Source organism: Burkholderia sp. BCC1644, from assembly GCF_902833225.1.
GTDB lineage: Bacteria > Pseudomonadota > Gammaproteobacteria > Burkholderiales > Burkholderiaceae > Burkholderia.
On the sequence record NZ_CADFEI010000006.1, the window covers coordinates 296,812 to 318,977 of the forward strand.

General features: G+C 67.4%; 20 protein-coding genes. 7 read left to right on the plus strand and 13 right to left on the minus strand.

The genetic code is table 11. From position 1 onward, the window contains the following. Nucleotides 1-21 precede the first annotated feature (21 nt). Nucleotides 22-825, minus strand: coding sequence for an ABC transporter substrate-binding protein (locus tag HWX87_RS14600; protein WP_176047755.1), 804 nt, complete (start codon nucleotides 823-825; stop codon nucleotides 22-24). Between the two features lie 464 nt (nucleotides 826-1,289). Here HWX87_RS14600 and HWX87_RS14605 point away from each other — a divergent pair, with 464 nt between their 5' ends. Together HWX87_RS14605 and HWX87_RS14610 are read left to right on the plus strand one after the other, a co-directional pair. After that, nucleotides 1,290-1,769, plus strand: a complete 480-nt coding sequence (locus HWX87_RS14605; RefSeq protein WP_176047756.1) for a helix-turn-helix domain-containing protein — start codon at nucleotides 1,290-1,292, stop codon at nucleotides 1,767-1,769. Then, nucleotides 1,766-2,455: a nucleotidyl transferase AbiEii/AbiGii toxin family protein gene (locus HWX87_RS14610; protein WP_176047757.1), complete on the plus strand. Its 690-nt coding sequence runs from the start codon at nucleotides 1,766-1,768 to the stop codon at nucleotides 2,453-2,455. The genes HWX87_RS14605 and HWX87_RS14610 overlap by 4 nt, the downstream gene beginning before the upstream one ends. Before the next feature lie 3 nt (nucleotides 2,456-2,458). Here HWX87_RS14610 and HWX87_RS14615 read toward each other — a convergent pair whose 3' ends face one another. Next, nucleotides 2,459-3,133 (minus strand): ankyrin repeat domain-containing protein, encoded by a 675-nt coding sequence (locus HWX87_RS14615; RefSeq protein WP_176047758.1) that lies wholly within the window; start codon nucleotides 3,131-3,133, stop codon nucleotides 2,459-2,461. A 185-nt stretch (nucleotides 3,134-3,318) separates the two neighbouring features. Between HWX87_RS14615 and HWX87_RS14620 the strand changes: the two genes are divergently transcribed. Then, complete coding sequence (locus HWX87_RS14620; protein WP_176047759.1) at nucleotides 3,319-4,182, plus strand: LysR family transcriptional regulator; 864 nt, start codon at nucleotides 3,319-3,321, stop codon at nucleotides 4,180-4,182. Between the two features lie 106 nt (nucleotides 4,183-4,288). On the opposite strand, the gene HWX87_RS14625 is transcribed toward HWX87_RS14620, so the two are convergent. The 3 genes from HWX87_RS14625 to HWX87_RS14635 form a co-directional block, all read right to left on the minus strand. Next, complete coding sequence (locus HWX87_RS14625) at nucleotides 4,289-4,762, minus strand: nuclear transport factor 2 family protein (RefSeq protein ID WP_176047760.1); 474 nt, start codon at nucleotides 4,760-4,762, stop codon at nucleotides 4,289-4,291. Nucleotides 4,763-4,818: 56 nt separating this feature from the next. Then, entirely contained in the window at nucleotides 4,819-6,003 is a 1,185-nt protein-coding gene (locus HWX87_RS14630) for an amidohydrolase family protein (protein ID WP_176047761.1), read from the minus strand. A gap of 66 nt (nucleotides 6,004-6,069) precedes the next feature. Beyond that, nucleotides 6,070-7,269, minus strand: a complete 1,200-nt coding sequence (locus HWX87_RS14635; RefSeq protein ID WP_176047762.1) for an amidohydrolase family protein — start codon at nucleotides 7,267-7,269, stop codon at nucleotides 6,070-6,072. A gap of 464 nt (nucleotides 7,270-7,733) precedes the next feature. Between HWX87_RS14635 and HWX87_RS14640 the strand changes: the two genes are divergently transcribed. Together HWX87_RS14640 and HWX87_RS14645 are read left to right on the plus strand one after the other, a co-directional pair. Continuing rightward, nucleotides 7,734-8,384: a glycine zipper 2TM domain-containing protein gene (locus HWX87_RS14640; protein ID WP_059238436.1), complete on the plus strand. Its 651-nt coding sequence runs from the start codon at nucleotides 7,734-7,736 to the stop codon at nucleotides 8,382-8,384. A 239-nt stretch (nucleotides 8,385-8,623) separates the two neighbouring features. Then, nucleotides 8,624-9,133, plus strand: coding sequence for a GNAT family N-acetyltransferase (locus HWX87_RS14645; RefSeq protein WP_176047763.1), 510 nt, complete (start codon nucleotides 8,624-8,626; stop codon nucleotides 9,131-9,133). A gap of 116 nt (nucleotides 9,134-9,249) precedes the next feature. Here HWX87_RS14645 and HWX87_RS14650 read toward each other — a convergent pair whose 3' ends face one another. Both HWX87_RS14650 and HWX87_RS14655 read right to left on the minus strand, forming a co-directional pair. Further along, entirely contained in the window at nucleotides 9,250-11,247 is a 1,998-nt protein-coding gene (locus tag HWX87_RS14650; protein ID WP_176047764.1) for a glycoside hydrolase family 28 protein, read from the minus strand. 263 nt (nucleotides 11,248-11,510) lie between these two features. Beyond that, nucleotides 11,511-12,089 carry a hypothetical protein gene (locus HWX87_RS14655; protein ID WP_176047765.1) on the minus strand — a complete coding sequence of 193 codons (579 nt, stop codon included), beginning with the start codon at nucleotides 12,087-12,089 and terminating at the stop codon, nucleotides 11,511-11,513. A gap of 431 nt (nucleotides 12,090-12,520) precedes the next feature. Between HWX87_RS14655 and HWX87_RS14660 the strand changes: the two genes are divergently transcribed. Continuing rightward, nucleotides 12,521-13,879 carry an aspartate aminotransferase family protein gene (locus HWX87_RS14660; RefSeq protein ID WP_176047766.1) on the plus strand — a complete coding sequence of 453 codons (1,359 nt, stop codon included), beginning with the start codon at nucleotides 12,521-12,523 and terminating at the stop codon, nucleotides 13,877-13,879. Nucleotides 13,880-14,016: 137 nt separating this feature from the next. On the opposite strand, the gene HWX87_RS14665 is transcribed toward HWX87_RS14660, so the two are convergent. Genes HWX87_RS14665 through HWX87_RS14685 form a run of 5 tightly spaced genes read right to left on the minus strand, consistent with a single transcriptional unit; the run spans nucleotide 14,017 to nucleotide 20,059 of the window. Continuing rightward, complete coding sequence (locus tag HWX87_RS14665) at nucleotides 14,017-15,297, minus strand: serine hydrolase (RefSeq protein WP_244137673.1); 1,281 nt, start codon at nucleotides 15,295-15,297, stop codon at nucleotides 14,017-14,019. Nucleotides 15,298-15,311: 14 nt separating this feature from the next. Beyond that, the gene (locus tag HWX87_RS14670) at nucleotides 15,312-16,508 is read right to left on the minus strand and encodes a serine hydrolase (protein WP_176047767.1); all 1,197 of its coding nucleotides are present in this window, start codon (nucleotides 16,506-16,508) and stop codon (nucleotides 15,312-15,314) included. A 49-nt stretch (nucleotides 16,509-16,557) separates the two neighbouring features. After that, complete coding sequence (hydA, locus tag HWX87_RS14675) at nucleotides 16,558-17,970, minus strand: dihydropyrimidinase (protein WP_176047768.1); 1,413 nt, start codon at nucleotides 17,968-17,970, stop codon at nucleotides 16,558-16,560. Between the two features lie 10 nt (nucleotides 17,971-17,980). After that, nucleotides 17,981-18,709, minus strand: a complete 729-nt coding sequence (locus HWX87_RS14680) for an aspartate/glutamate racemase family protein (RefSeq protein ID WP_176047769.1) — start codon at nucleotides 18,707-18,709, stop codon at nucleotides 17,981-17,983. 51 nt (nucleotides 18,710-18,760) lie between these two features. Further along, nucleotides 18,761-20,059 (minus strand): MFS transporter, encoded by a 1,299-nt coding sequence (locus tag HWX87_RS14685; RefSeq protein WP_176047770.1) that lies wholly within the window; start codon nucleotides 20,057-20,059, stop codon nucleotides 18,761-18,763. A 172-nt stretch (nucleotides 20,060-20,231) separates the two neighbouring features. On the opposite strand from HWX87_RS14685, the gene HWX87_RS14690 reads away from it, so the two are divergent. Further along, nucleotides 20,232-20,945: a GntR family transcriptional regulator gene (locus HWX87_RS14690; protein WP_176047771.1), complete on the plus strand. Its 714-nt coding sequence runs from the start codon at nucleotides 20,232-20,234 to the stop codon at nucleotides 20,943-20,945. A gap of 21 nt (nucleotides 20,946-20,966) precedes the next feature. Here HWX87_RS14690 and HWX87_RS14695 read toward each other — a convergent pair whose 3' ends face one another. Beyond that, complete coding sequence (locus HWX87_RS14695) at nucleotides 20,967-22,142, minus strand: M20 aminoacylase family protein (RefSeq protein WP_176047772.1); 1,176 nt, start codon at nucleotides 22,140-22,142, stop codon at nucleotides 20,967-20,969. Between the last annotated feature and the right edge of the window lie 24 nt (nucleotides 22,143-22,166).

Below are 22,166 nucleotides of genomic sequence, written 5' to 3' on the forward strand. Positions count from 1 at the left end.
TCGATGGAATGAGTCATGGAGTCACGGCGCCGACGTCAGCTGCTGCTTCGTGCCGTAGATGTCGAAGTCGAAGTATTTCGCGGCGATCTTCTGGTACGTGCCGTTCGCGCGGATCGCGACGATCGCGTCGTTCAGCCGCTTCTTCATCGCGTCGTCGCCCTTGCGCACGCCCATCGCGACGCCGTAGCCGGTGATGCGCACGTCGGTCACGTCGGGGCCCGCGAACGCGTAACCCTTGCCGCGCGGCGTCTTCAGGAACGAGTAGCCGGCCTGCGTCTTGTCCTGGAAGGTTGCGTCGAGGCGACCGTTGACGAGATCCTGGTACACCTGGTCCTGGTTCTGGTACGAGACGATCGTCACGCCCTTGGTCGCCCATTCGGCCTTCGCGTAGGCCTCCTGCGTCGTACCCTGGTCGATCCCGATGCGCTTGCCCGCGAGCGACGCGGCGGTCGGCAGCAGCTTCGAGCCGGCCGGCGCGACGAGCGCGCCGGGCGACGCATACAGCTTGTTCGAGAAGTCGATCTGCTTGAGCCGCTCGTCGGTAGCCGTCATCGCGGACATGATCACGTCGAACTTGCGCGCGCGCAGCGCCGGGATCATCCCGTCGAAGCCCTGCTCGACCCACACGCACTTCGCATGGAGCTGCTCGCAGATCGCATTGCGCAGGTCGATGTCGAAGCCGGCGAGCGAGCCGTCGGGCTGCTTCGCCTCGAACGGCGGATACGTGGGGTCGATACCCCAGCGGATCGTCGACGCGTCCTGTGCGAACGACACGAGCGGCGCGAACGCCAGCGCGGTAACGAGGAGCTTTGCAGTGCGGTTCATGGCGTGTCCTTGAAAGTCTCGACGCGGCGGGCGACGCCGGCGTCCGGTGGAGGCGCCGCGCCGGGACGCCGGCACGGTGCGCGAAAGACGGGACTTCGATGAAGCTGCGATGCAGTCTAGACCGCTCAATTTTCGAGCGCAAGCGGGGGAACGAGGAGGCGCGGCGGATTGGGGGGAGATGGGGGCCGAGAAGATGGGGTGACGCTTGATTGACGGCCTTTCAGCGGGTGATCCGGGTGTTTACCCTGCGAGACGCAGGGCCGCCGTAGAGCGTGTTTTTCCGGATGTTCGCGAATTGTGGATGTCTATACCGGTGACCGCGGCGATGCGCCGACCGATGTTCATTCGACCCGACAGGCATTGCGCCCTATACCGCTACGGCATTTTTCAGCGACGAACGCTCGCTTCGAGATGTAAGATATACCTTACATCATGAAGCACTGAATCCTCGTCGGGAGGTCGCCATGCAACTCTATGAAATCGGTCAGGCCGTCGCGAAACGGCGTGCCGAACTCGACCTCACGCAGGCACAACTCGCAAAGCTCGCCGGGTTGTCTCGCCTCACCGTCAATCAGCTCGAGGCCGGCAAGGTCAAGGATCTCGGCATCAACAAGCTGATCCCGTTGCTCGGCGTGCTCGGTATCGAACTCCTGGCACTCCCGCGGCAGCCGCAAAACGGTCTCTACAAGGCCGTCGTGAGCGCGAACGTGAGCTACAAGGGCGAATTGACCGAACGCTTGCTGGCCGACGCGTTGATCAGCGGACATATTCCGGAAGGCTACGAATCGCAGTTTTCCGTCATCCTCGACGAGGTGCCGCTCCCCGTCGTGGTGAAGGCGGCCGAGGAAGCCGCCGAGCGCTCGGGCACCCCGCTTCGGGCCATCTGGAAAAATCTTGCCGCTTGGTCGAAGGACCTTCATCTGTATAGGGAGGTGTGGGCATGACCGCACCATCTACGTTGCCCGACGGCCCATGGCGAGGTCTGTTTCGCCACGCACTGACACTGATCGAAGAGATACGGAAGCATGGCACGTCGAATCCGTTCTGGACGTTTGGCGGGGGCACCGTTCTCATGCTGCGCCATGGCCATCGCGTCAGCAAAGACGTCGACATCTTCGTACCCGATCCGCAATATCTTGGATACGTGAATCCCCGCATCAGCGACGCCGCATCCGACGTCACGACGAACTATGAGGAACACGCCGGGTTCGTGAAGCTGGTACTGCCCGACGGCGAAATCGACTTTGTGGTCTCCCGGAATCTGACGTCTCCCGGCTACGACGAATGGATGCTGATGGATCGCATCGTCAAGGTCGAGACTTCCGCGGAAATCGTCGCCAAGAAGATGTGGCATCGTGGTGATCGTCCGACCGCGCGGGACCTGTTCGATCTGTGCCTGATCATCGAGCGCGAGCCGGAAAGCCTGATGGAGGCCGGTGCGTTCCTCGTTCGGCATCGCGACACGTTTCTGCGCCTGCTCAACGAGCATCGCGCCTTCGTACAACCGCGTTTCGACGACATCCAGACACTCGGCTACACGCCGTCCTTCGACTATTGCGTCGAACTGGCCGAAGCATTCCTGCGGAAACTTCCTGGCGGCACGCCCGAACCAAAATCGCGCCGCCGCTAAACCCTACCGCGCCCCCGCCGCCACCAGCACCCGCTCGATCGCGCCATACCCGCGCTGCCGCGCATGCTGCAGCGGCGTCACACCGTTCGAATCGGCCAGATTGACGTTCGCGTGCCCGTCGACGAGCAACTGGACGATCCGCACGTAGCGCTCGCTGCCGTCGCCGAGCATGATCGCCTCCAGCAGCGCGGTCCAGCCGAGCCGGTTCACGTGATCGACGTTCACGCCCGCGTCGATCAGCGTGCACACCGTATCGACATGGCCGCGTTCGGCCGCCGGAATCAGCGCGGTGCCGCGATACCGGTTCGTGCTGCGCAGATCGGCGCCGTGCGCGAGCGTCATCCGCAGGATGTCGAGATAGCCGCGCGCGCCGGCATACAGGTACGGACTATCCTGGATCGCATCCTTTGCGTTGACGTCCGCACCCGCGTCGATCAGCACGTGCGCCGCCTCGACGTGATTGCCGTGCGTCGCGATCAACAGCGCGGTACGGCCCTGCCCGTCGCGCGAATCGATCCGCGCGCCGCGCTCGAGCAGCGTACGCACCTCACCCGCGTCGCCGCGGTCGGCCGCGCTGCGCAGCCGGCCCTCGGGCGCGCCGCCGTCGGCGGCAGCCACGGCCGACGTCAGCGTGGTCAACGCAAACGAGCCGATGATCGCGATCCGTTTGAATAACATTCCGTTTCCTCCTTGCGCGCCGCGCACGCCGATGCGCGGCCGATGCAATGCGTCAGGCGCCGGCCCGGCGCCGCACCACGCCGCGCCGGGTCCGGCGAAACCGCGATTGCCCGCGGCGTCCGGTCATGTTAAAAGTCGTCGCACGCATTTGGAAATGAAATGTTCGAATCCGCAAAAGTGCAGAAATGAATAGACCCCTGTTCGACATCGACCTGCTGCGCGCGCTCGTGATGGTCGCCGACTGCGGCAGCTTCACGACGGCCTCCGCACGCCTGCATTCGACGCAGTCGACAGTCAGCCAGAAGGTGCGCCGGCTCGAGGAAATCGCCGGCCACCGCCTGCTCGATCGTGGCACGCGCGACGTCCGGCCGACCGACGCGGGCGTGACGGTGCTCAGCTATGCGCGGCGCATGCTCGCGCTGAACGACGAAATGCTGGAGGCGCTGTCGGGCGCCACGGTTGCGCTGACGATCCGGCTCGGCGTGCCCGACGATTTCGCGGCGGGCCGCACGACGCATGCGCTCGCCGCGTTCAAGCGCGAGCATCCGCAGGTCAAGCTCGAAGTGATGTGCGGCCTGAGCCGCGACATCAGCGCCGCGTACGACCGCGGCGAACTCGACCTCGTTTTGATCAAGCAGCGGCGCGACAGCCGCGAGGCCGTCGTGCGCTGGCCCGAGAAGCTGCGCTGGATCGACAGCGCGAAGCATCCGTCGATCGATCTCGACCCGGTGCCGATCGTCGTGTTTCCGCCGCGCGGGCTTTACCGCGACGACATGATCAAGGCGATCGAGGAGCGCGGCCGCCGCTGGCGGATCAGCTTCACGACGTCGAGCCTGAGCGGCATCCAGGCGGCCGTCGCGGACGGGCTCGGCATCAGCGTGCTGCCCGCGCGCGTGGTGACCGACGAGCATGTCGTGCTGACCGCGAAGCAGGGCTTCGCGCCGATCGAGCACATGGACATCGCGATCCTGCACCGGCCGACGGCCGACCCGATGGTCAGCGAACTGACGAAGACGCTCGCGGCGATGCTGGAGCACGAGGAGCAGTAAGAAAGAGAAAGCCGGATGCGCCGAGGGAACGGACGGCGCGACGCCGCGGGCACGGCCGATGCGACGCGATCGCGGGGGCCTCGCACGTCCGCGCGCCCGATACCCGTCAGAACATCGTGTTGCCGTTCGCGGCCTGCTCGGGCACCGGCTGGTTGACGTCCCAGTGCTCGACGATCTTGCCGTTCTCGAGCTTGAAGATGTCCATGATCGCGCTGCCGCGCGTACCCGGTTCGCGCACCGCGTGCACATGCAGGATCACGTAGTCGCCGTCGACGAACGAGCGCTTGATCTCGCTATGCGACTGCGGATATTTGTCGCGCAGAAAGGCGACGAACTTGCGAAAGCCGTCGCGGCCGTCGGCCGCATTCGGGTTGTGCTGCACGTAGCGATCGCCGACATACGCGAGCGCGGCATCGGCGTCCTTTTCGTTCAGGCCTTTCTCGTAGAACGCGAGCACCGTCCGCCGGTTGGCTTCCTGCTGCGCGTCGGTCGGGCCGGCCGCCGCCGCATGCGCGGCCGTCACGGCGAACAGGGCCGCCGCCATCCATCGTGCGGCCCGTGCCGCTGTCGTGCATCGCATCGTCGTCTCCCCGGAAATCCGGCTGAAAACCGGATCATACCGGGGCGACGCCCCGCTCAGACGAGTGCGCCGTTGCGCGCGACGATCCTCCCGGACGACACGACCAGACGTCGCACCGGCCGCGCGACGACGGCCTCGGCGAACGTCAGCGCATCGACGAGCACGACATCCGCGCGGCTGCCCGGCTGCAGCCCGTAATCCGCGAAACCGCAGCCGCGCGCCGCGCTGTGCGTCACGCAGTCGAGCGCGACTTCGAGCGCATCGTCGCGGCGGAAATCGTTGCGCATGCCGATCAGCATCGCGCGTTCGAGCATGTCGGGCGAACCGTACGGCGACCACGTGTCGCGCACGCCGTCGTTACCGCCGATCACCGTCACGCCCGCTGCGCGGCACGCGACCACCGACGGCACCGGCACCGCCGCCGGCGCGGTCGTGACGATGCCCACGCCGAGTTCGGCCATCCGGGCGAGCAGCGCATCGCGCTCGCGTTCGGCGATATCGCCGAGACAGAAGCCGTGGCTGATCGTGACCTTCCCCTGCATGCCGTGCGCAGCCGTGCGCTGCAGGATCAGGTCGAGCGAGTACGCGCCCATCGACGCGCGCTCGTGCAGGTGAATGTCGAGCCCGCGGCCGTGACGCTCGGCGATCGCGAACAGCACGTCCACCGCCTCGACCGGATCGCCTTCGATCGCACACGGGTCGAGCCCGCCGAGCAAGTCGGCGCCGGCGCCGAGCGCGTCGGACAGCAGCGCATCGGTGCCCGGCCGCTTGAGCACGCCCGATTGCGGAAACGCGACGATCTGGATCTCGACCTGCCCGCGCAGCGTCTCGCGCGTCGCGAGCACGCCGTGCAGATGGCGCAGCCCGGCTTCGGTATCGACGTCGACGTGCGTGCGGATGCGCGTCGTGCCGGCCGCGAGGAATGCGCGTGCCAGCGCGAGCGACGCGGCGCCCGCGTCATGGCCGCTCGTCGCGCGATAGTGGCGTTCGTTCTCGATGCGATCGACGAGGCGCGGCCCGACCTGGTTGCGATACCACGGCATCCCCCAGTGCGTCTTGTCGAGATGGGTGTGGCCTTCGACGAGGCCAGGCAGCGCGAGCGCGCCCGCGCCGTCCTCGATCGCGCAGCCGGCGGGTGCGTCGAGCGACGGGCCGACGCGCGCGATGCGGTCGCCCTCGATCAGGATGTCGTGCGCAGTGTCGGCGCTCGTGCGGACGTTGCGGATCAGCAGGTTCGTCATGTCGGTTCCGGTGTGGTCGGTCAGTGCGAAGCAGGCACGGCGCATGCCGTGCCGCCGGTCAGTCGGTCAGCGCGTGAAGCGCAGCGACGGGGCGAACGGCGCACCCGTATCGCTTTCGCCGCGGCGGAATACCCAGCGCTCGGCCGGCACGCCCGCGACGGCCGCCGCCGCGTTCGGCGCGCGCACCGCGACGAAGCTCGCGTCGCAGCCGACCGCGATGCCGTAGTGCGCCTTGCCGATCGCGCGTGCGCCGGCGTGCGTCGCCATGTCGAGCGCGACGCCGAGCGCTTCGTCGGTGTAGAAACCCGACCGGTAGCCGACCATCATCGCGCGCTGCAGCATGTCGCCGTTGCCGTACGGCCACCACGCGTCGCGGATGTTGTCGTTGCCCGCGAACACGTGCACGCCCGCGTCGCGCAGTTGCTGCACCGGCGGAAATGCGCAGTCGCCCGGCGCATTCGTCAGGATCGACACGCCGGCTTCGGCCAGTGCCGCGGCAGTGCGCTGCACGTCGTCGTCGCTCACCTGGCCGAGCGCGTACGCATGGCTCACGTTCACGCGCCCGCCGAGCCCGGTCGCGCGCGTGCGCGCCGCGATCCGCAGCAGTTGCGCGATGCCGGTTTCGCCCGGCTCGTGCAGGTGGATGTCGATCTTCGCGCCGCGCTTCTCGGCAATGCCGAACACGATGTCGAGCTGGCCGTCCGCGTCGCCGTCGAGCGTCGTCGGGTCGATCCCGCCGACCACGTCCGCGCCTTCGCGTACGGCCGCGTCGAGCATCTCGGCCGTGCCCGGGCACGTCACGACGCCGGCCTGCGGAAACGCGACCAGTTCGATGTCGACGATCCCGCGCCATTGTTCGCGCGCGGCCATCACGGCCTGCAGGTTCGACAGGCCCGTCGTCGCATCGACGTCGACGTGGCTGCGCATCGCGATCGTGCCGAATGCGGCGGCCTGTGCGATCAGCGCGTTCGCGCGCTCCACGATCGGCGGCGCAGCGGCGAGCTGGCGCTTCTCGACCGCGAGCCGCTCGCGCAGCGAACCGACCGATTCGTGCGGCACCCAGCGATCGCCGACGAAGCTCTTGTCGAGGTGGATGTGGCCGTCGACGAAACCGGGCAGCACGACGCGGCCGTCGAGGTCGATCGTCTGAGCGCCGGGCGCGGCTGCGCAATCGGCGCCGATCGCGGTGAAGCGGCCGTCACGGACGACGAGGTTGACGGGCTGGCCGCCGGCATCGACGGCGTTGATGAAGAAACGTTCGGTCATGGCTTGGAATGTGGGGCGGTCGCGGCGCGCCACCGGCGCGGACAGGGGAAGGAACCGCAGCCGGCGCGGCGCGACCCTGGGCAGGGAATGCGGCCACGATATCGGACGCTGCCGCCCGAGACCAATTAAATGTCGCGATGCCGCGCATTCGATTTCGCGATGCGCGGCGCGCACGCCCGCCGGGCGTGACGCGGCGACGGGGTTCGATCGCAGTGGCGACGACGGAATCATCGCCCGAAACACGTGGGCCGCATCACCGTCGCGCGGCCGGCCGGCAGCCGTCTCGCGCCCTTGTCGGGCATGGCTCGAACGCCCCGCCCGGGTGGCGAGTTACGCGGCAACAGACTTTACACGTTGTTACCCGGCGGCACCGGACGCGCATCCGGCCATTCCTTATACTCACGCCGAGTTCGCCACCCATCCGGGAATCAGTCGGCGGACACGTTGCCGATGCAGGAAACATCATGATGCGCATGCCTTCCACGAAGACCGTTCTGTTCGCCTCGCTCGTCGCCGTGGCGGCGCTTCCGCTGACCGCCTGTGTCGCGCCCGGCTACTACGGCGCGCAACCGGGCTATCCCCAGCAGCAGCAATACGCGACGCCCGGCTACGCGCAGCCCGCGTACTCGCAACCGGGCTACGTGCAGCAGCAACCGGCGTATCCGAACCAGGCGCCGCAGCCGTACGATCAGTATGGCAACCAGTCGCAGTACGGGACGCAGCCGTATGACCAGTACGGCAATCAGCAACAGCAATACGCGAACCCGTACGGCGCGCAATACGGCACCGTCGCGAACATCCAGCCGGTCAACGGCTCGGTCGGCCCGTCGGGCGTGGCCGGCACCGTCGTCGGCGCACTCATCGGCGGCGTACTCGGCAACCAGGTCGGCCGCGGTCACGGCCGCGATGCGGCGACCGTGATCGGCGCGCTCGGCGGTGCGGTGGCCGGCAACCAGATCGGTCAGCAGATGGGCGCGGCGCAGGGCCCGAGCAGCTACCGGATCGACGTGCAGGTCAGCGACGGCTCGATGCGCTCGTTCGACGTGCAGTCGCCGGGCAACCTGCGTCCGGGCGACCGCGTGCAGATCAACGGCAATCAGTTGTCGCGTTATTGATCTCCGTTGCGTGCGCGTGACCTGATCGCGCGCACGTCTCACGTCTCCCCTTTCGTCACGCCGGCACGGCTGCGTGACCGTCACGCGCACACGACCACAACGTTCCGGCGCCGCCGGAATGCGCAACTGCACCGAACACCGCCACGCGACATCCGGATTCCTATTACGATAAGGACGATGCATCCTGCGGCTACGGCAGCCCGCACCGGCATGCATGACCCTCAACCGGAATTCACCCGATGACGATCACGACCCGCCTGCTCGATGCGGCCGACGCCGCCCGCTTCCAGACCGTTCGCCTGCGTGCGGTCGACACCGCGCCCACGTCCTTCCTGCCGACGCTCGACGAGGAATCGCAGGTGCCGGTCGACGAATTCGCGACGCGCATCACGCCGACCCACGAACGTGCCGTGTTCGGTGCGTTCGACGGCGATACGCTCGTCGGCATCACCGGCGTGCGCCGCGATGCGCGCACGAAGATCGCGCACAAGGCGACGATCTGGGGCGTGTTCGTCGATCCCGCGTATCGCGGGCAGGGCATCGCGCAGACGCTGCTCGAAAGTGCGACCGGGCATGCCGCGCAGGCGTGGCAGTGCAAGCAGCTGATGCTGTGCGTGAACGAGGTCAACGGCACCGCGGAGCGGCTGTATGCGTCGCAAGGGTTCGTGCGGTTCGGCACGGAACCGCGCTCGCTGTTCGTCGATGGCAAGTTCTACGACGAGCACTACATGGTCAAGACGCTCGCGTAACGCGTTCGCGTTCGCGCGCTTTTGCTGCTGCATTCGCTTCTGCTTTTGCTGCTGCGTTCGCGTGCATCGACCGACCATCCCGCACGCGAACGCCCTTCCTCGCTCACCTCATTGCGTCACCGCTTGTCGGTGATCGTCGTGTTGACGGCCTGCCCGGCGATCGTCACGTTCGTGAGCGTCATCGCGCTCACGTTGAACGCATAGATCGGCCCCGGCGACGTGACCGTCGGCGTGCCCGACGCGACCGGCGTGCCGAAGTCGCAATTGCTGATCGTCACGCCGGAGATCGGCTGCACGGCAGGCGTGGGCGGCGTGCCGTTGTAGTCGAACGCGACGGGCCCCTGCGCGACGATTGCCTGGAAGCACGACGCGGTCACGCCGTTCAGCGTCACGTTGCTCGCCTTCACGTCCGAGATCGTCACGTTCTGCACGACCGGCGGACGCGTGCGCACGGCATCGTTCGCCGGCTGGTAGTCGCAGTCGAACGTGACGATGCCGCCCTGCGCCGCGGACGGGTTCCCGGCCGACGGCGTCACGACGCCGAGCGGCACGCTCGCGTTGACCGGGCTGCCCGCGAGTAGCGCGCTCCCGTAGCCGCCGCCCTTCAGCGTCACGCCGTTCGGCAACGTGACGCCCTTCACGTGGAAGTCCTTCACGTAGCCGCCACGGTTCATGTTGGTCTTCACGCGAATCGCGATGTTCAGCGGGTTGGTCTGCCAGTTCGCGTTCAGCATCGACAGGTTCGTCGCATAGATCTGCTCGACGCCGCCGCCCATCTCGCTGCCGAGCGTGATGCCGCCGTGCCCGCTGTTCATCGTGCAGTTGCGGATCAGGTGCCGCCGGGCGGGGCCGTATTCGGTGTCGCGGTCCTTGCCCGACTTGATCGCAATGCAGTCGTCACCGGTGTTGAACGTGCAGTCCTCGCACAGCACGTCGGTGCATGCGTCCGGATCGAAGCCGTCGTTGTTCGGGCCGATGCTGTTGGTCGTCACGCCACGGATCACGACGTTGCGGCTCGCGGTCGGATGGTGCTGCCAGAACGGCGTGTTCTGCGTCTGGTAGTTCGCCATCAGCACGTTCGTGCAGCCGATGAATTCGACCATGCACGGGCGCAGGTAGTGGCCGAGGCCGAAGATGCGTTTCTCGACCGGCACGCCGGCCTCGGACAGCGCGGGCAGGTAGTTCTGGTCCTGCTGCCACGGCGTGACCGGCGACGTCAGCAGCGCATAGAGCGCGTCGGGAATCGCGGGCGCGACGATCCGCAGGTCGACGTTGCCCGGATTCAGGTACGCCTGGCTCGGTACCGACGCACTCGCGCCGTACGCGCCCGACGAGCCCTTGTAGGTCCACCAGCAGACGCTGTTCGCGCCGCTGCCGGAGAACGGCGTCATCGCCTGCCCGTTGAGCACCGACGTCGGGCCTTCTCCCGTCAGCGCGATGTTCGTCGCGTTGCGCGCGTAGACGGGCGCGCCGTAGTTCAGGCAATCGTTCGCCTGCCAGCGGCTGTAGTACAGGCGGCCGTTCGCGCCGCAATCGACCGGGCCGTCCTTCGCGTAGTCGGCCGGGTTCGGGCTGAAATAGATCGTGCAGTTCGCGCTCAGGTGGAACGTGACGTTGCTCTGCAACACGATCGGCCCCGCGCAGTACCAGGTGCCGGACGGCACGACGACCCGGCCGCCGCCTTCGCGCCGGCACGCGTCGATCGCCGCGAGGAACGCCGGGCGCGAATCGAACGCGCCGGGCGCGGTCGTCAGTTCGGAACCGGGGCTGACCGGCGATTTCGCGGCCGGGTACGGCGACGTCTGCGCGACCGTCGTGCAGGGGCGCGCGCCGTAATGCGTCACGTCGAAATCGCGTCCGCGCCGGGCGAGCCGCGACACGTGCGCGAGCGACGCGGCGATGCGCGCCGCCGCGCCATGCTCGCCCCACACGAGATCGACCGCCGACGTATCGGACATGGGGCCTCCGGCCAGCGCCCGGGTCGCCGAGAACGGTCCACCGAACATGGCGCCGCCGGCGAGTGCGCCGGTCCAGCCGATGAAGGCGCGGCGCGACACCCGCTTCGACGAAGATGACAGGGCGGATGAAGACGAACGGCGGCGGTGGGCGGCCATGGGCACTCCTTCAGTGTAGGGGGTATCGATGCGCCGGGCGGCGGATCTCTATTCATACGTCGTCGTACTACATCGCGCAGTCTAGTCGCGACCTGTACGGAACACGTATTTGTCGTTTACCCCACTTCTATTGATTCAACGCCACGAATGTGTGCGCCCACTCACATTTGAATGCGCTTCTTTAGAGATACGTTGTCGTATGTTTATGCGCAAAAACTTCAACTAAAAATCCCCGGCAGGCGATGCCCGCCGGGGTGATTTTCCTACTCGCCGGCCGCCGCGACGGCCCCCGCCGCCGGCTCGCGTCCCGCTGATGCCGCCGGCTCGAACACCAGCACGAGGTCGCCGCGATAACGCCCATTGGGTGACGCCGCGTCACCGGCGACCGGCGCTTGCGCGCTGATCTTCACGTTGCGGGTTTCGTCGTAGCCGTCGAATCCGTCGTGTCCGCGGCTCACCAGCGTGATCGGGCGAGCGTCACCCGGCGCGATGTCCGCCTTGCCTGCGCCGCCCGCCATCAGCACGACCTTTGCGTTAGCCATGTCTTCGCGGCCGTTCGACAGCCGCAGCGGCTGCAGCAACATGACGTTGAAATCGGGATACGTCGTGCGCACGCGGATCGGAAGCGTCGCCGCGAACGTCTGCTGCGCGCCGTCCGTCGCGGTCAGCTCGACCACGTCGTACGCGGTGTTGTCCGGCTTCGACGCGAACAGGCTGTCGCCGATATGCGCGGTCAGCGTGATTTTCTTGACGACCATTTGTGGCGACGTCGGGCCTGCGTGTGCGATGCCGGTCAAGGCGCTGCAGGCGACGAATGCGGCGAGATGGGTTCGGATTTTCATTGTGTTGCCCCGCATGCTGGAGAGTTGTAATCGGGCGCCCCCCATCACCGGCCAATCCGGGATCCAACTATCCCGAAATTAGCCGGCAACATCCCCGTCGAATTCGCTGCGCCCAGCCGTGTGCGCGCGCGATCGAGTCGGCCCGAGTCGATCGCGACCACGCACCGGGCTCGCGCGCAGGCCAATACCGGCCTGCTCGCGCGAACCCGTCGCGCCACGGCATGCAACAACGATAGGTCGCGAAAGACCCGTTAGACATTCATGGAAACCTTCACGTCCCGGTGCGTCTTTCATTCACCTGTGCCATCTTGAAATCAAACTGGACACACCGGCGAATCCCTGCCACCCACCCGCCTCGGTAATTCCGCGTCTGTTCAGCCCCCTGCCGCCCGCGCTATCGTTTCCCCTTCTTCACAGCCCAGGAGCTGCCTTTGCCTTCCCGCCACGGAGTCGACCTCATCCGCGCCCGCGCCTTGTTCGATCGCGAGCGCCAAGCGTTCACCGAAGCCATGCCGGTCTCCCGCGCCCTGTCCGCGGAAGCATCCGAGCACTTGCTGTTCGGCGTGCCGTTGCACTGGATGCAGGACTGGTCGACACCGTTCTCGCTGTATGTGAAGGAGGCGCGCGGCGCAACGTTCACCGACGTCGACGGCCATCGCTACGTCGATTTCTGTCTCGGCGATACGGGCGCGATGTTCGGCCACGCGCCCGAACCGGTCGCCCGCGCGCTCGTCGAACAGGCCACACGCGGCTATACGACGATGCTGCCGAGCGAAGACGCCGCATGGGTCTCGCGCGAACTCGCACGCCGCTTCAAGCTGCCGGTCTGGCAATTCGCATTGAGCGCCAGCGACGCGAACCGCTTCGTGCTGCGCTGGGCGCGCGCGGCCACCGGCCGCAACACGATCGTCGTGTTCAACGGCTGTTATCACGGCACGGTCGACGACGTGTTCGTCGATCTCGTCGACGGCCGCCCGGTGCAGCGCGACAGCCTGCTCGGGCAGTCCTACGACCTGCTCGCCAACACGCGCGTCGTCGAATTCAACGACCTGGCCGCGCTCGAAGCGGCACTGAAGGACGGCGAGGTCGCATGCGTGCTCGCCGAGCCCGCGATGACGAACATCGGGATGGTGCTGCCCGACGCGGGCTTCTGGGAAGCCGCGCGCGAACTGACGCGCCGCTACGGCACGTTGCTCGTGATCGACGAGACGCACACGATCAGCAGCGGTCCCGGCGGCTACGCGGTCGCGCACGATCTCGAACCGGACCTGCTGGTGGTCGGCAAGCCGATCGCGGGCGGCGTGCCCTGTGCGGTGTACGGCTTCAGCGCCGACTTCGCGGAACGCGCGAAGCAGGCGAAGCTGAACGCGCCGCCCGGCCATTCGGGCATCGGCACGACGCTCACCGCGAACATGCTCGCGATGCATGCGATGCGCGCGACGCTCGCCGAAGTCGCGACCGACGCCGCGTATGCGCACATGTTCGAACTCGCCGCGCGGCTGGCGACGGGCCTCGAACAGGCGATCGCGAAGCACGGGCTGCCGTGGTGCGTGACGCGCATCGGCGCGCGCACCGAGTTTCAGTTCGCGCCGGTGCCGCCGCGCAACGGCACGCTGGCCGGCGCGCAGCTCGATAGCGAACTCGAACACATCGTGCACCTGTACCTGCTGAATCGCGGCGTGCTGATCACGCCGTTCCACAACATGATGCTCGTGTGCCCGCAGACGACGGCCGACGATGTCGACCGGCTCGTCGCGCAGTTCGACGCATGCCTCGGCGAACTGGTGTGACGTGACGTGATGCACCGCGCGTCCGGCGCGCCCGCAGCGGCGCTGCCGGACGCACGCCCGGCGCGACTTCCGCAGATCAGTCGGAGCGCGCGCTCACTTCCCGCTCCACACGCAGCGCGTCACGCGTATCGCCGCGGCTACTTCGGCAGATCCGTCGGATCGACCTGCGTACCGGGCACGCCTGTGGAGCGCGCACTCACTTCAAGCTCGTCGCGCAGCGCCGCCCGCGTGTCGACGCCGCCCGAGCCCGGCCCCGACGCCCGCCCGCCATCGAGCGCCGGCAGGATGTAGGCGTTCACCATCCGCCGGAACAGCTTCACGTTCTCCGCATCGCGCAGGCCACCGTCAATCGGCAGCACGCCCGTCATCACGATCACCGTGTTGCGCTTCGGCAGCACCGTGATGAATTGCCCCTTGAAGCCCATCGCGTCGAATTCGGGCTCGCTCTCGACGATGTTGTTGATCCACCAGTAGTAGCCGAAATGCGGCGACACGCGCGGCGTCGTCATCTCCGCGATCCATTGCTGCGGAACGACTTGCCGCCCCTGCCAGCGCCCACCGTCGAGCACGAGCATGCCGATCTTCGCCATGTCGACCGCGCGCAGCCGCAAGCCCCAGCCGGCCGACACGAGCCCCGTGCGATCCGCGCGCTCCCACGCCGCGCGTTGCATGCCGAGCGGGCCGAACAGGTGCGTCTGCGCATAACGCTCGACCGGCTCGCCGGCGGCCGCGCTCAACATCGCGGCCGCGAGGATCGGGTTCACGTCGGTGTATTCGAACGCGGTGCCGGGTGCGACCTTCGGCGCGGCCGACGCGGCAAGCTTCAGCCGGTCGGGCGCGGTGTAATAGATCGGATCGTCCTTCGGGCTGAAGTCGTAGTGCAGGCCGCTCGACATCGACAGCACATGCTTCAGCGCGATATCGCGCTTGTCCGCGAGCGCGCCGGCCAGATCGGGACGCCACGCGGCGAGCCGCGCGGCCACCGGATCGTCGAGCTGCACGGCATGCTGGTCGACCAGGATGCCCGCGACGAGCGACGTCACGGCCTTCGTCACCGAATACAGCTCGTAGGTCGCATCGCGCGATGCCTTCGCGCCATAGCGCTCGAAGATCAGCTTGCCGTCCTTCACGACGAGCAGGCTGTACACGTCGAGCTGCTGCTCGCGGATCCAGCGCGACAGCTCGACGAGCTTGCGCGAATCGACGCCGACGTCCTCCGGCGCAGCGGCTTCGATGCCCGTTTCATGCAGCGGCGGCCGTGCATCGGCCGCCTGCGCCGCCGACATCGCCGGCACCGGCGCGAGCGCACCGCTGCCGATCAGCAGCGTCGCAAGCCGCGCGAGCAGCCGGCGCACGAAAGGCACGGCGCGCGACGCGGGCCGTCGCGAACCGGGCCATGCATCCGGATTGGCGATCATGTTCGTCATCCTCATCAAATCCCCGGCGCATCGTTGAATGCGGCGGCCGTGCCGGGCACGCCCTTCGTCTCGCGGCTGCGCGCCAGCTCGTCGCGCAGCGCCTGCGTCGTTTCCGCGCGCTCGACCGGCGGCTGCGCCGGCGTCAGCGCGGGCAGGATGTAGTCGTTCACCATCCGGCGATACAGGTTCAGGTAGGTCGCATCGCGCAGCCCGCCGTCGGTCGGCAACAGGCTCGTCATCACGACGACCGCGCGCTGCGCGGGCAGCACCGTGATGAACTGCCCCTTGAAGCCCATCGCGCCGAATTCGGGCGTGCCGTGCTCGACCACGTGGTGAATCCAGCAGTAGTAACCGTAATCGTCCGCGGCCGGCGACGGTGTCGTCATCTGCCGCACCCAGCCGGCCGGTACGACCTGCTTGCCGTTCCACTGACCGTGGTCGAGCAGCAGCATGCCGATCTTCGCCATGTCGATCGCGCGCAGCCGCAGCCCCCAGCCGCCGGCCACCGCGCCCGTGCCGTCGGCACCGCTCCAGCGGTAGTGCGCGAAACCGAGCGGCTCGAACAGCCGCTTGCGCGCGAACTCGTCCTCGCGTTCGCGCGCGGCGATCGACACGGCCGTGCCGACCAGCACCGGGTTCACGTCGATGTAGTCGAACCGCGTGCCGGGCGGCTGCGCCGCGCGGCTCGTCACGGCAACTTTCAGCCGGTCGGGTGCTTCGTAGTACAGCGGATCGGTACCTTCGCGCGTCGTGTAGTGCAATCCGCTCGACATCGACATCAGGTGCCGCAGCTCGATGTCCCGCTTGTCCGCGAGTTCACGCGCGAGATCGGGCCGCGCGGCCGCGATCAGCGGCGCGACCTTCGTCGACGGGCCGAGCTTGCCCTCGCCGTCGAGCACGCCGGCGAGCAGCGCGGTAATCGTCTTCGTCACCGAATACAGCTCGTAGTTGTGGTCGCGCGTGAGGCCTTCGCCGTAGCGCTCGAACACGATCCTGCCGTCCTTCACGACGACGAGGCTGCGCACGTCCATCCGGTCGTGGCGCAGCCATGCCGACAGCCGCACGAGCGGCGCCGAATCGACGCCGACCGATTCGGGCACGACGCTCGGCATGTCCTGCGGCGCGCCGCCGGCGGCCTGCGCCGGGCCGCCGCATGACCCGGCGACGATCGCCGCGGCCGCGATGCCGCGCATTGCGTGGGAAACGCTCATTCTCGCTCCTGTTGAAACCTGCGCCCGCGGCAGCGCGCGGGCCTGCACCTCAATCGAGGCATGGCTTGCCGGCCGGCACGAACTGTCCGCGCCCTGGTTCGGCCGCGAGCAGCCGGCCGTCCTCGACGAGCAACTCGCCGCGCGAGAAGCAATGACGCGGCCAGCCCGTCACCTCGATCCCTTCGTACGGCGTGTAGTCGACCGCATGATGCAGCGACGCATTCGCGATCCGCACGCGCTTGTCCGGATCCCACACGACGATGTCCGCATCGGCGCCGACCGCGATCGTCCCCTTGCGCGGATACAGCCCGTACAGCTTCGCGGGGCGCAGCGACGTGAGCTCGACGAACTGGTGCAGCGACAGCCGCCCTTGACGCACGCCGTCGAACAGCAGCGGCAGCCGCGTCTCGAGCCCCGGAATCCCGTTCGGGATGTGGTCGAACGAGACGGCCTGCCCGCCCGGATGCTTGCCGCACGGATCGTCGTAGTTGAACGGCGCATGGTCGGACGAGAACACCGAGAATACGCCCTGCTTCAGCGCCTTCCACACGGCCTGCTGGTTCGCCGGATCGCGCGGCGGCGGGCTGCATACGCACTTTGCGCCTTCATAGCCGTGATCGTCATGGCCGAGATCGGCGGCCGTCAGATACAGGTATTGCGGGCACGTTTCGGCGAGAATCGGCAGCCCGCGCGACTGCCCCCAGCGGATCTGCTCGATCGCCTCCGCACCCGATACGTGCACGATCAGGATCGGCACGTCGACGAGTTCCGCGAACGCGATCGCACGATGCGTCGCTTCGCGTTCGACCACGGCCGGCCGCGCATGCGCATGGAAACGCGGCGCGACGTGGCCGTCGCCGAGCAGCCGCTCGGTGAGCCAGCCGATGCAGTCCGAATTCTCCGCATGCACCATCACGAGCGCGCCGTGCTCGCGCGCGACCGACAGCACGTCGAGCATCTGGCGGTCGTTCAGCTTCAGGTCGTCGTAGGTCATGTACACCTTGAACGACGTGTAGCCGTTCGCGATCAGCCGCGGCAATTCTTCTGCCAGCACGTGCGGCGTCGGATCGGCGACGATCAGGTGAAAGCCGTAGTCGACCAGCGCGCGCCCGTCGGCGCGCCGGTGATAGTCGTCGACGGCCGCCTGCAGCGACTGCCCCTTCGCCTGCGCGGCGAACGGGATCACGGTCGTCGTGCCGCCGCACAGCGCCGAGCGCGTGCCGGACAGGAAATCGTCGGCCATCCGCAGCCCGTCGGGCATCGGCTGGTCGAGGTGGCAGTGCGCATCGACGCCGCCCGGCATCACGAGCATGCCGCTCGCATCGAGCTCGCGCGGCGCGCGCGGCAGCCCGTGGCCGAGCATGGCCACGCGCCCCGCGCGAATGCCGATGTCGCACGAGAACCGGTCCGCCGCCGTGACGACGTCGGCGTGACGGATCACGAAATCGAGATCGTTCGACATGGCGACCGCCTCAAATCACTTCGCTGAAGAGACGGCCCCAGCCCTTCACCTGCCGCGTGTCGTAGTCGGCAAGCTGCAGCGACTTCCACACGACGGTCGAGATCGTGTCGTAGATCGGGATGCCCGTTTCCTCCTCGAGCGCCGGCACCAGGTGCGCGGCATTCAGGTTCGTGCAGAAGATCGAGATCGCGCGCGGGCCGGCCGCCGCGACTTCGCGCACCATGTGGCCGATCTCGTCGCCCGTTACTTCGGAGAACGAGAAATTGACCTTCAGGTTCAGGTGGCGCTCGGCGATGCAGTTCAGCCCCGAACGGCGATAGTTGTCGACGATCTTCGTCTGCACGTCGTCGAGATACGGCGTGACGAGGCCGAACTCGTGCGCGTTCGTCTTCTTCAGGATCTCGTTGAGCGCGAGCACCGAGGTGGTGGCCGGAATGCCGGTCGCCGCGGTGATGCGCTCGCACAGCCGCTCGTCGGCCTCAAAGCCGAGCCAGCCCGACGACGTGCCGTTCCACGCGATCACGTCGACCTTCGCGTCGGCGAGCAGCAGCGCGGCCTGGATGATCTTGTCGTCGTCGAACTGGCCGAGCGCCTGGCCCGTCAGCGAGATCTCGGTGACCGGGAAGCGCGCGAAGTGCGCGGACACGCCCGGCAGGCCGGCGACCATCGCGCTCGTCAGCGGTTCGAGCGACGTGTTGGAGGACGGGGTGAGCATGCCGAGCAGGGTACGTTTCTTCATGATGGGTTTCTCTCTACCAGTGAATGCAGTCGATGCAATGAAAGGGGCCGGTCAGACGGGGAGCTTGTTTTCGTAGTCGATCGCGCTGGAGCACACGAGCAGGCCGACGCCGGCCGCCGCGAACACCATCAGCGCAAGGAAGTAGGAACCGGTGAACTGCACGATCGCGCCGACGACGATCGGCACGGTGACGCCGCCGATGTTGCCGCCGAGGTTCATCAGGCCGCCGAGGAAGCCGATCTTGTTGCGCGTGCCGAGCGACGACGGGATGCACCAGTACAGCCCGCACCAGCGCAGGAAGAACAGCGTCGACGACAGCAGCGCGACGCACACGACGGGGTCCTTCACATACGCGACCGAGAAGATCGACACCGTGGCGATCACCGCGGCGATGCCGAACAGCGTGCGCATCACGACGTTCGGGCGGCCGCCCGCGGCCTTCCACTTGTCGGCGATCCAGCCGCCGAGCAGTTCGCCGACGAAGCCGCTGAAAAAGATGATGAAGGTCGAGCCGCCCATCTGCTTGATGTCGAAACCGTGCACCTTGTGCAGGTAGTTCGGCATCCACGTGAGCAGCCCGTAGAACACGCTGTTGAAGCACATCCAGCCGAAGAACATGCACCACACCGAGCGGTACTTGAAGAAGTCGCGCGAACGGCCCGATGCGCCGGCCGGCTCGGCCGCGAGATCGCTCGCATGCGACGCCTCGATGTATTCGGCTTCGAGATCGTTGACGCCCGCATGCTCGCGCGGCGAGTTGCGGATGTAGTGCCATGCGAGCAGTCCAGCCAGCACGGTGCCGACGCCGGCCACCGCGAACGCGAGCCGCCACGAGCCGAGCACCGCGATCAGCCCGGCGATCAGCACCGCGCCCAGCGCCGCACCGAGCGGCGCGCCGCCGTCGAGCAGCGTGGCGCCGCGGCCGCGCTCGGTCTGCGTCATCCAGATCGCGTTGAGCTTGCCGCCGGCCGGGTAGATCGGCGCTTCGGCCGCGCCGAGGCCGAGGCGCGTGAGCAGCAGCGACGGTGCGTTCGTGCACAGCGCGGCGATCGCCTGGAAGAAACCCCAGAACACGGTCGCCGTCGCGATCACGATGCGCGGCTTGAACCGGTCGGCCAGCATCCCGCCCGGGATCTGCATCACGGCATAGGTCCAGAAGAACGAACTGAGGATCAGACCCTCCATCGCGGGCCCGATATTGAACTCCTGCGAGATGTAAGGCATGGCGACGGACAGCGACGCGCGATCGACGTAGTTGATCGCGATGAGGCTCAGCATGACGACGAATATCTTCCAGCGAACAGCGGATTTGCCGACCGTCAGGGCGGCGACACCGGAGGTTGAAGACATGGACGGACTCCAGGAGTGAACGAGGATGGTCAGGACGTCGCGCAACGTGGAGCCGAGTATAAGATTAGAAATTTATAATTACCGTTATCGTAAACGCTTGGTTTGATTGAGATTATCACATCACACTGTTGGTGCAGGGTAAGCCCCGATATCGTGATAAGCTCGCACCATCATGAGCCAGACACCCCGCAATCCCCTGCTTCTGCGCACGCGCGGCATGGCCGCCGAGATCGCCGCACGCCTGCGCGTGATGATCGACGAGGGCGAATTGCCGCCCGGCGCGCGGATCGACGAAAAGGAACTCAGCCTCGCGTTCGACGTGTCGAAAACGCCGCTGCGCGAAGCGCTGAAGGTGCTCGTCGCGGAAGGCGCCGTCACGCATCGCCAGTACATCGGCTATCGCGTCGCGTCGATCGACCTCGACGACCTGGTCTCGACGTTCGAACTGCTGCACGGGCTCGAGGCGATGGCGGGCGAGTTGCTGCGCCAGCGGATCGGCACGGCGACGCTCGCCGCGCTGCAGGCGAAGCACCGGAAGATGGTCGAGTGTCATGAAGCCGGCAAGCGCGTCGAATACTTCCGGCTGAACCAGCAGATTCATCAGATGATCGTCGACGCGGCCGGCAACCCCGTGCTGTCGGGCATCTATGCGTCGCTGATGTCGAAGGTGCACCGCGCACGGGGCGCCGCGAACACGGACACGATGCGCTGGGCCGAGTCGCTGCACGAGCACGAGGACATCATGGCCGCGCTTGCCGACCCCGACCATGCGGTGCTGCCGCAGGTATTGCGCAGCCATTCGGAAAACACCGCGCGCGAGGTGCTCGCGATCCTCGATCGCACGCGCGCGGCCGACGCGCCGGCGCAGCGCTCGGCCGGCGCGTGAAGGCTGCCGACTGACGCTCCGCTAGGCCGCCCGCAACGCGCGCCGCGCCACTTCCGCGAAATACCGCGCGCCGACCGGCAGGATCGCGTCGTTGAAATCGTACGTCGCGTTGTGCAGCGGCACGCCGCCGTGGCCGGCCGCCTCGCCGTTGCCGATGAACACGAAGTTGCCGGGCACCGCCTGCAGGAACGCGCCGAAATCCTCCGAGATCATCATCGGCTGCACGTCGGCGTTCACCCCGCCGGCGCCCGCAATCTGTGCGGCCGCCTGCACGGCCGTGTCGACCCATTCCGCGGAATTCACCGTCGGCGCGAACTCGTGCGTGTACTCGAACGTGCAGGCCGCGCCGTGCGTGCGGCAGATCCCTTCGCTGATCTCGCGCATCCGCGTCTCCAGCAGCGCCTGCACGTCACGCGAATAGCTGCGCGTGTCGCCCTTGATCGTCACCGTCGACGGCAGCACGTTGCGCAGCCCGTCGGTGATGAACTCCGTGCACGAGATCACGGCCTGCTGGCCTGGGTCGAGATTGCGCGACACGATCGTCTGCAGCGCGAGCACGATCTGCGAGCCGATCACGATCGGATCGATGCCCATGTGCGGCCGCGCCGCATGCGTGCCGCGCCCGTCGATCCGGATCACGAAATTGTCCTCGCTCGCCATGATGCCGCCCGCGCGCGTCGCGAACGTGCCTGCGCGCATGCCCGGCATGTTGTGCGCGCCGAAGATCGCGTCGACCGGAAAGCGCTCGAACAAGCCGTCGGCCATCATCGCCTTCGCGCCGCGGCCATGCTCTTCGGCCGGCTGGAAAATGAAGCGCACCGTGCCGTCGAAATCCTTGCGCTCGGCCAGCAGTTGCGCGGCGCCAAGCACCATCGACATGTGGCCGTCGTGTCCGCACGCATGCATCTTGCCGGGCGTGCGCGACGCATGCTCGCGCCCCGGCGCGTGCTCGGCGATGTTCAGCGCGTCCATGTCCGCGCGGATGCCGATCGCGCGCCTGGCCGTACCGGCCGTCAGGTTCGCGACGAGCCCCGTGCCGCCGATCCCGCGATGCACGTCGAGCCCGAGCGTCGTCAGGATGCGCGCGACGTAGTCCGACGTGTTCACTTCTTCGAAACCCGTTTCCGGATACTGGTGCAGATGGCGGCGCCAGGTCTTCAGTTGGCCCTGCAGCGTGCTTTCTTCGATTGCGTCCATTGCGTTCGCCTCGTCGGTCGTCAT

Bases quoted from the DNA above. Each gene is read 5' to 3' on its own strand.
- HWX87_RS14600 (WP_176047755.1), bottom strand. From the start codon at position 825: ATGAACCGCACTGCAAAGCTCCTCGTTACCGCGCTGGCGTTCGCGCCG.
- HWX87_RS14605 (WP_176047756.1), top strand. From the start codon at position 1,290: ATGCAACTCTATGAAATCGGTCAGGCCGTCGCGAAACGGCGTGCCGAA.
- HWX87_RS14610 (WP_176047757.1), top strand. From the start codon at position 1,766: ATGACCGCACCATCTACGTTGCCCGACGGCCCATGGCGAGGTCTGTTT.
- HWX87_RS14615 (WP_176047758.1), bottom strand. From the start codon at position 3,133: ATGTTATTCAAACGGATCGCGATCATCGGCTCGTTTGCGTTGACCACG.
- HWX87_RS14620 (WP_176047759.1), top strand. From the start codon at position 3,319: ATGAATAGACCCCTGTTCGACATCGACCTGCTGCGCGCGCTCGTGATG.
- HWX87_RS14625 (WP_176047760.1), bottom strand. From the start codon at position 4,762: ATGCGATGCACGACAGCGGCACGGGCCGCACGATGGATGGCGGCGGCC.
- HWX87_RS14630 (WP_176047761.1), bottom strand. From the start codon at position 6,003: ATGACGAACCTGCTGATCCGCAACGTCCGCACGAGCGCCGACACTGCG.
- HWX87_RS14635 (WP_176047762.1), bottom strand. From the start codon at position 7,269: ATGACCGAACGTTTCTTCATCAACGCCGTCGATGCCGGCGGCCAGCCC.
- HWX87_RS14640 (WP_059238436.1), top strand. From the start codon at position 7,734: ATGATGCGCATGCCTTCCACGAAGACCGTTCTGTTCGCCTCGCTCGTC.
- HWX87_RS14645 (WP_176047763.1), top strand. From the start codon at position 8,624: ATGACGATCACGACCCGCCTGCTCGATGCGGCCGACGCCGCCCGCTTC.
- HWX87_RS14650 (WP_176047764.1), bottom strand. From the start codon at position 11,247: ATGGCCGCCCACCGCCGCCGTTCGTCTTCATCCGCCCTGTCATCTTCG.
- HWX87_RS14655 (WP_176047765.1), bottom strand. From the start codon at position 12,089: ATGAAAATCCGAACCCATCTCGCCGCATTCGTCGCCTGCAGCGCCTTG.
- HWX87_RS14665 (WP_244137673.1), bottom strand. From the start codon at position 15,297: ATGATCGCCAATCCGGATGCATGGCCCGGTTCGCGACGGCCCGCGTCG.
- HWX87_RS14670 (WP_176047767.1), bottom strand. From the start codon at position 16,508: ATGAGCGTTTCCCACGCAATGCGCGGCATCGCGGCCGCGGCGATCGTC.
- hydA (WP_176047768.1), bottom strand. From the start codon at position 17,970: ATGTCGAACGATCTCGATTTCGTGATCCGTCACGCCGACGTCGTCACG.
- HWX87_RS14680 (WP_176047769.1), bottom strand. From the start codon at position 18,709: ATGAAGAAACGTACCCTGCTCGGCATGCTCACCCCGTCCTCCAACACG.
- HWX87_RS14685 (WP_176047770.1), bottom strand. From the start codon at position 20,059: ATGTCTTCAACCTCCGGTGTCGCCGCCCTGACGGTCGGCAAATCCGCT.
- HWX87_RS14690 (WP_176047771.1), top strand. From the start codon at position 20,232: ATGAGCCAGACACCCCGCAATCCCCTGCTTCTGCGCACGCGCGGCATG.
- HWX87_RS14695 (WP_176047772.1), bottom strand. From the start codon at position 22,142: ATGGACGCAATCGAAGAAAGCACGCTGCAGGGCCAACTGAAGACCTGG.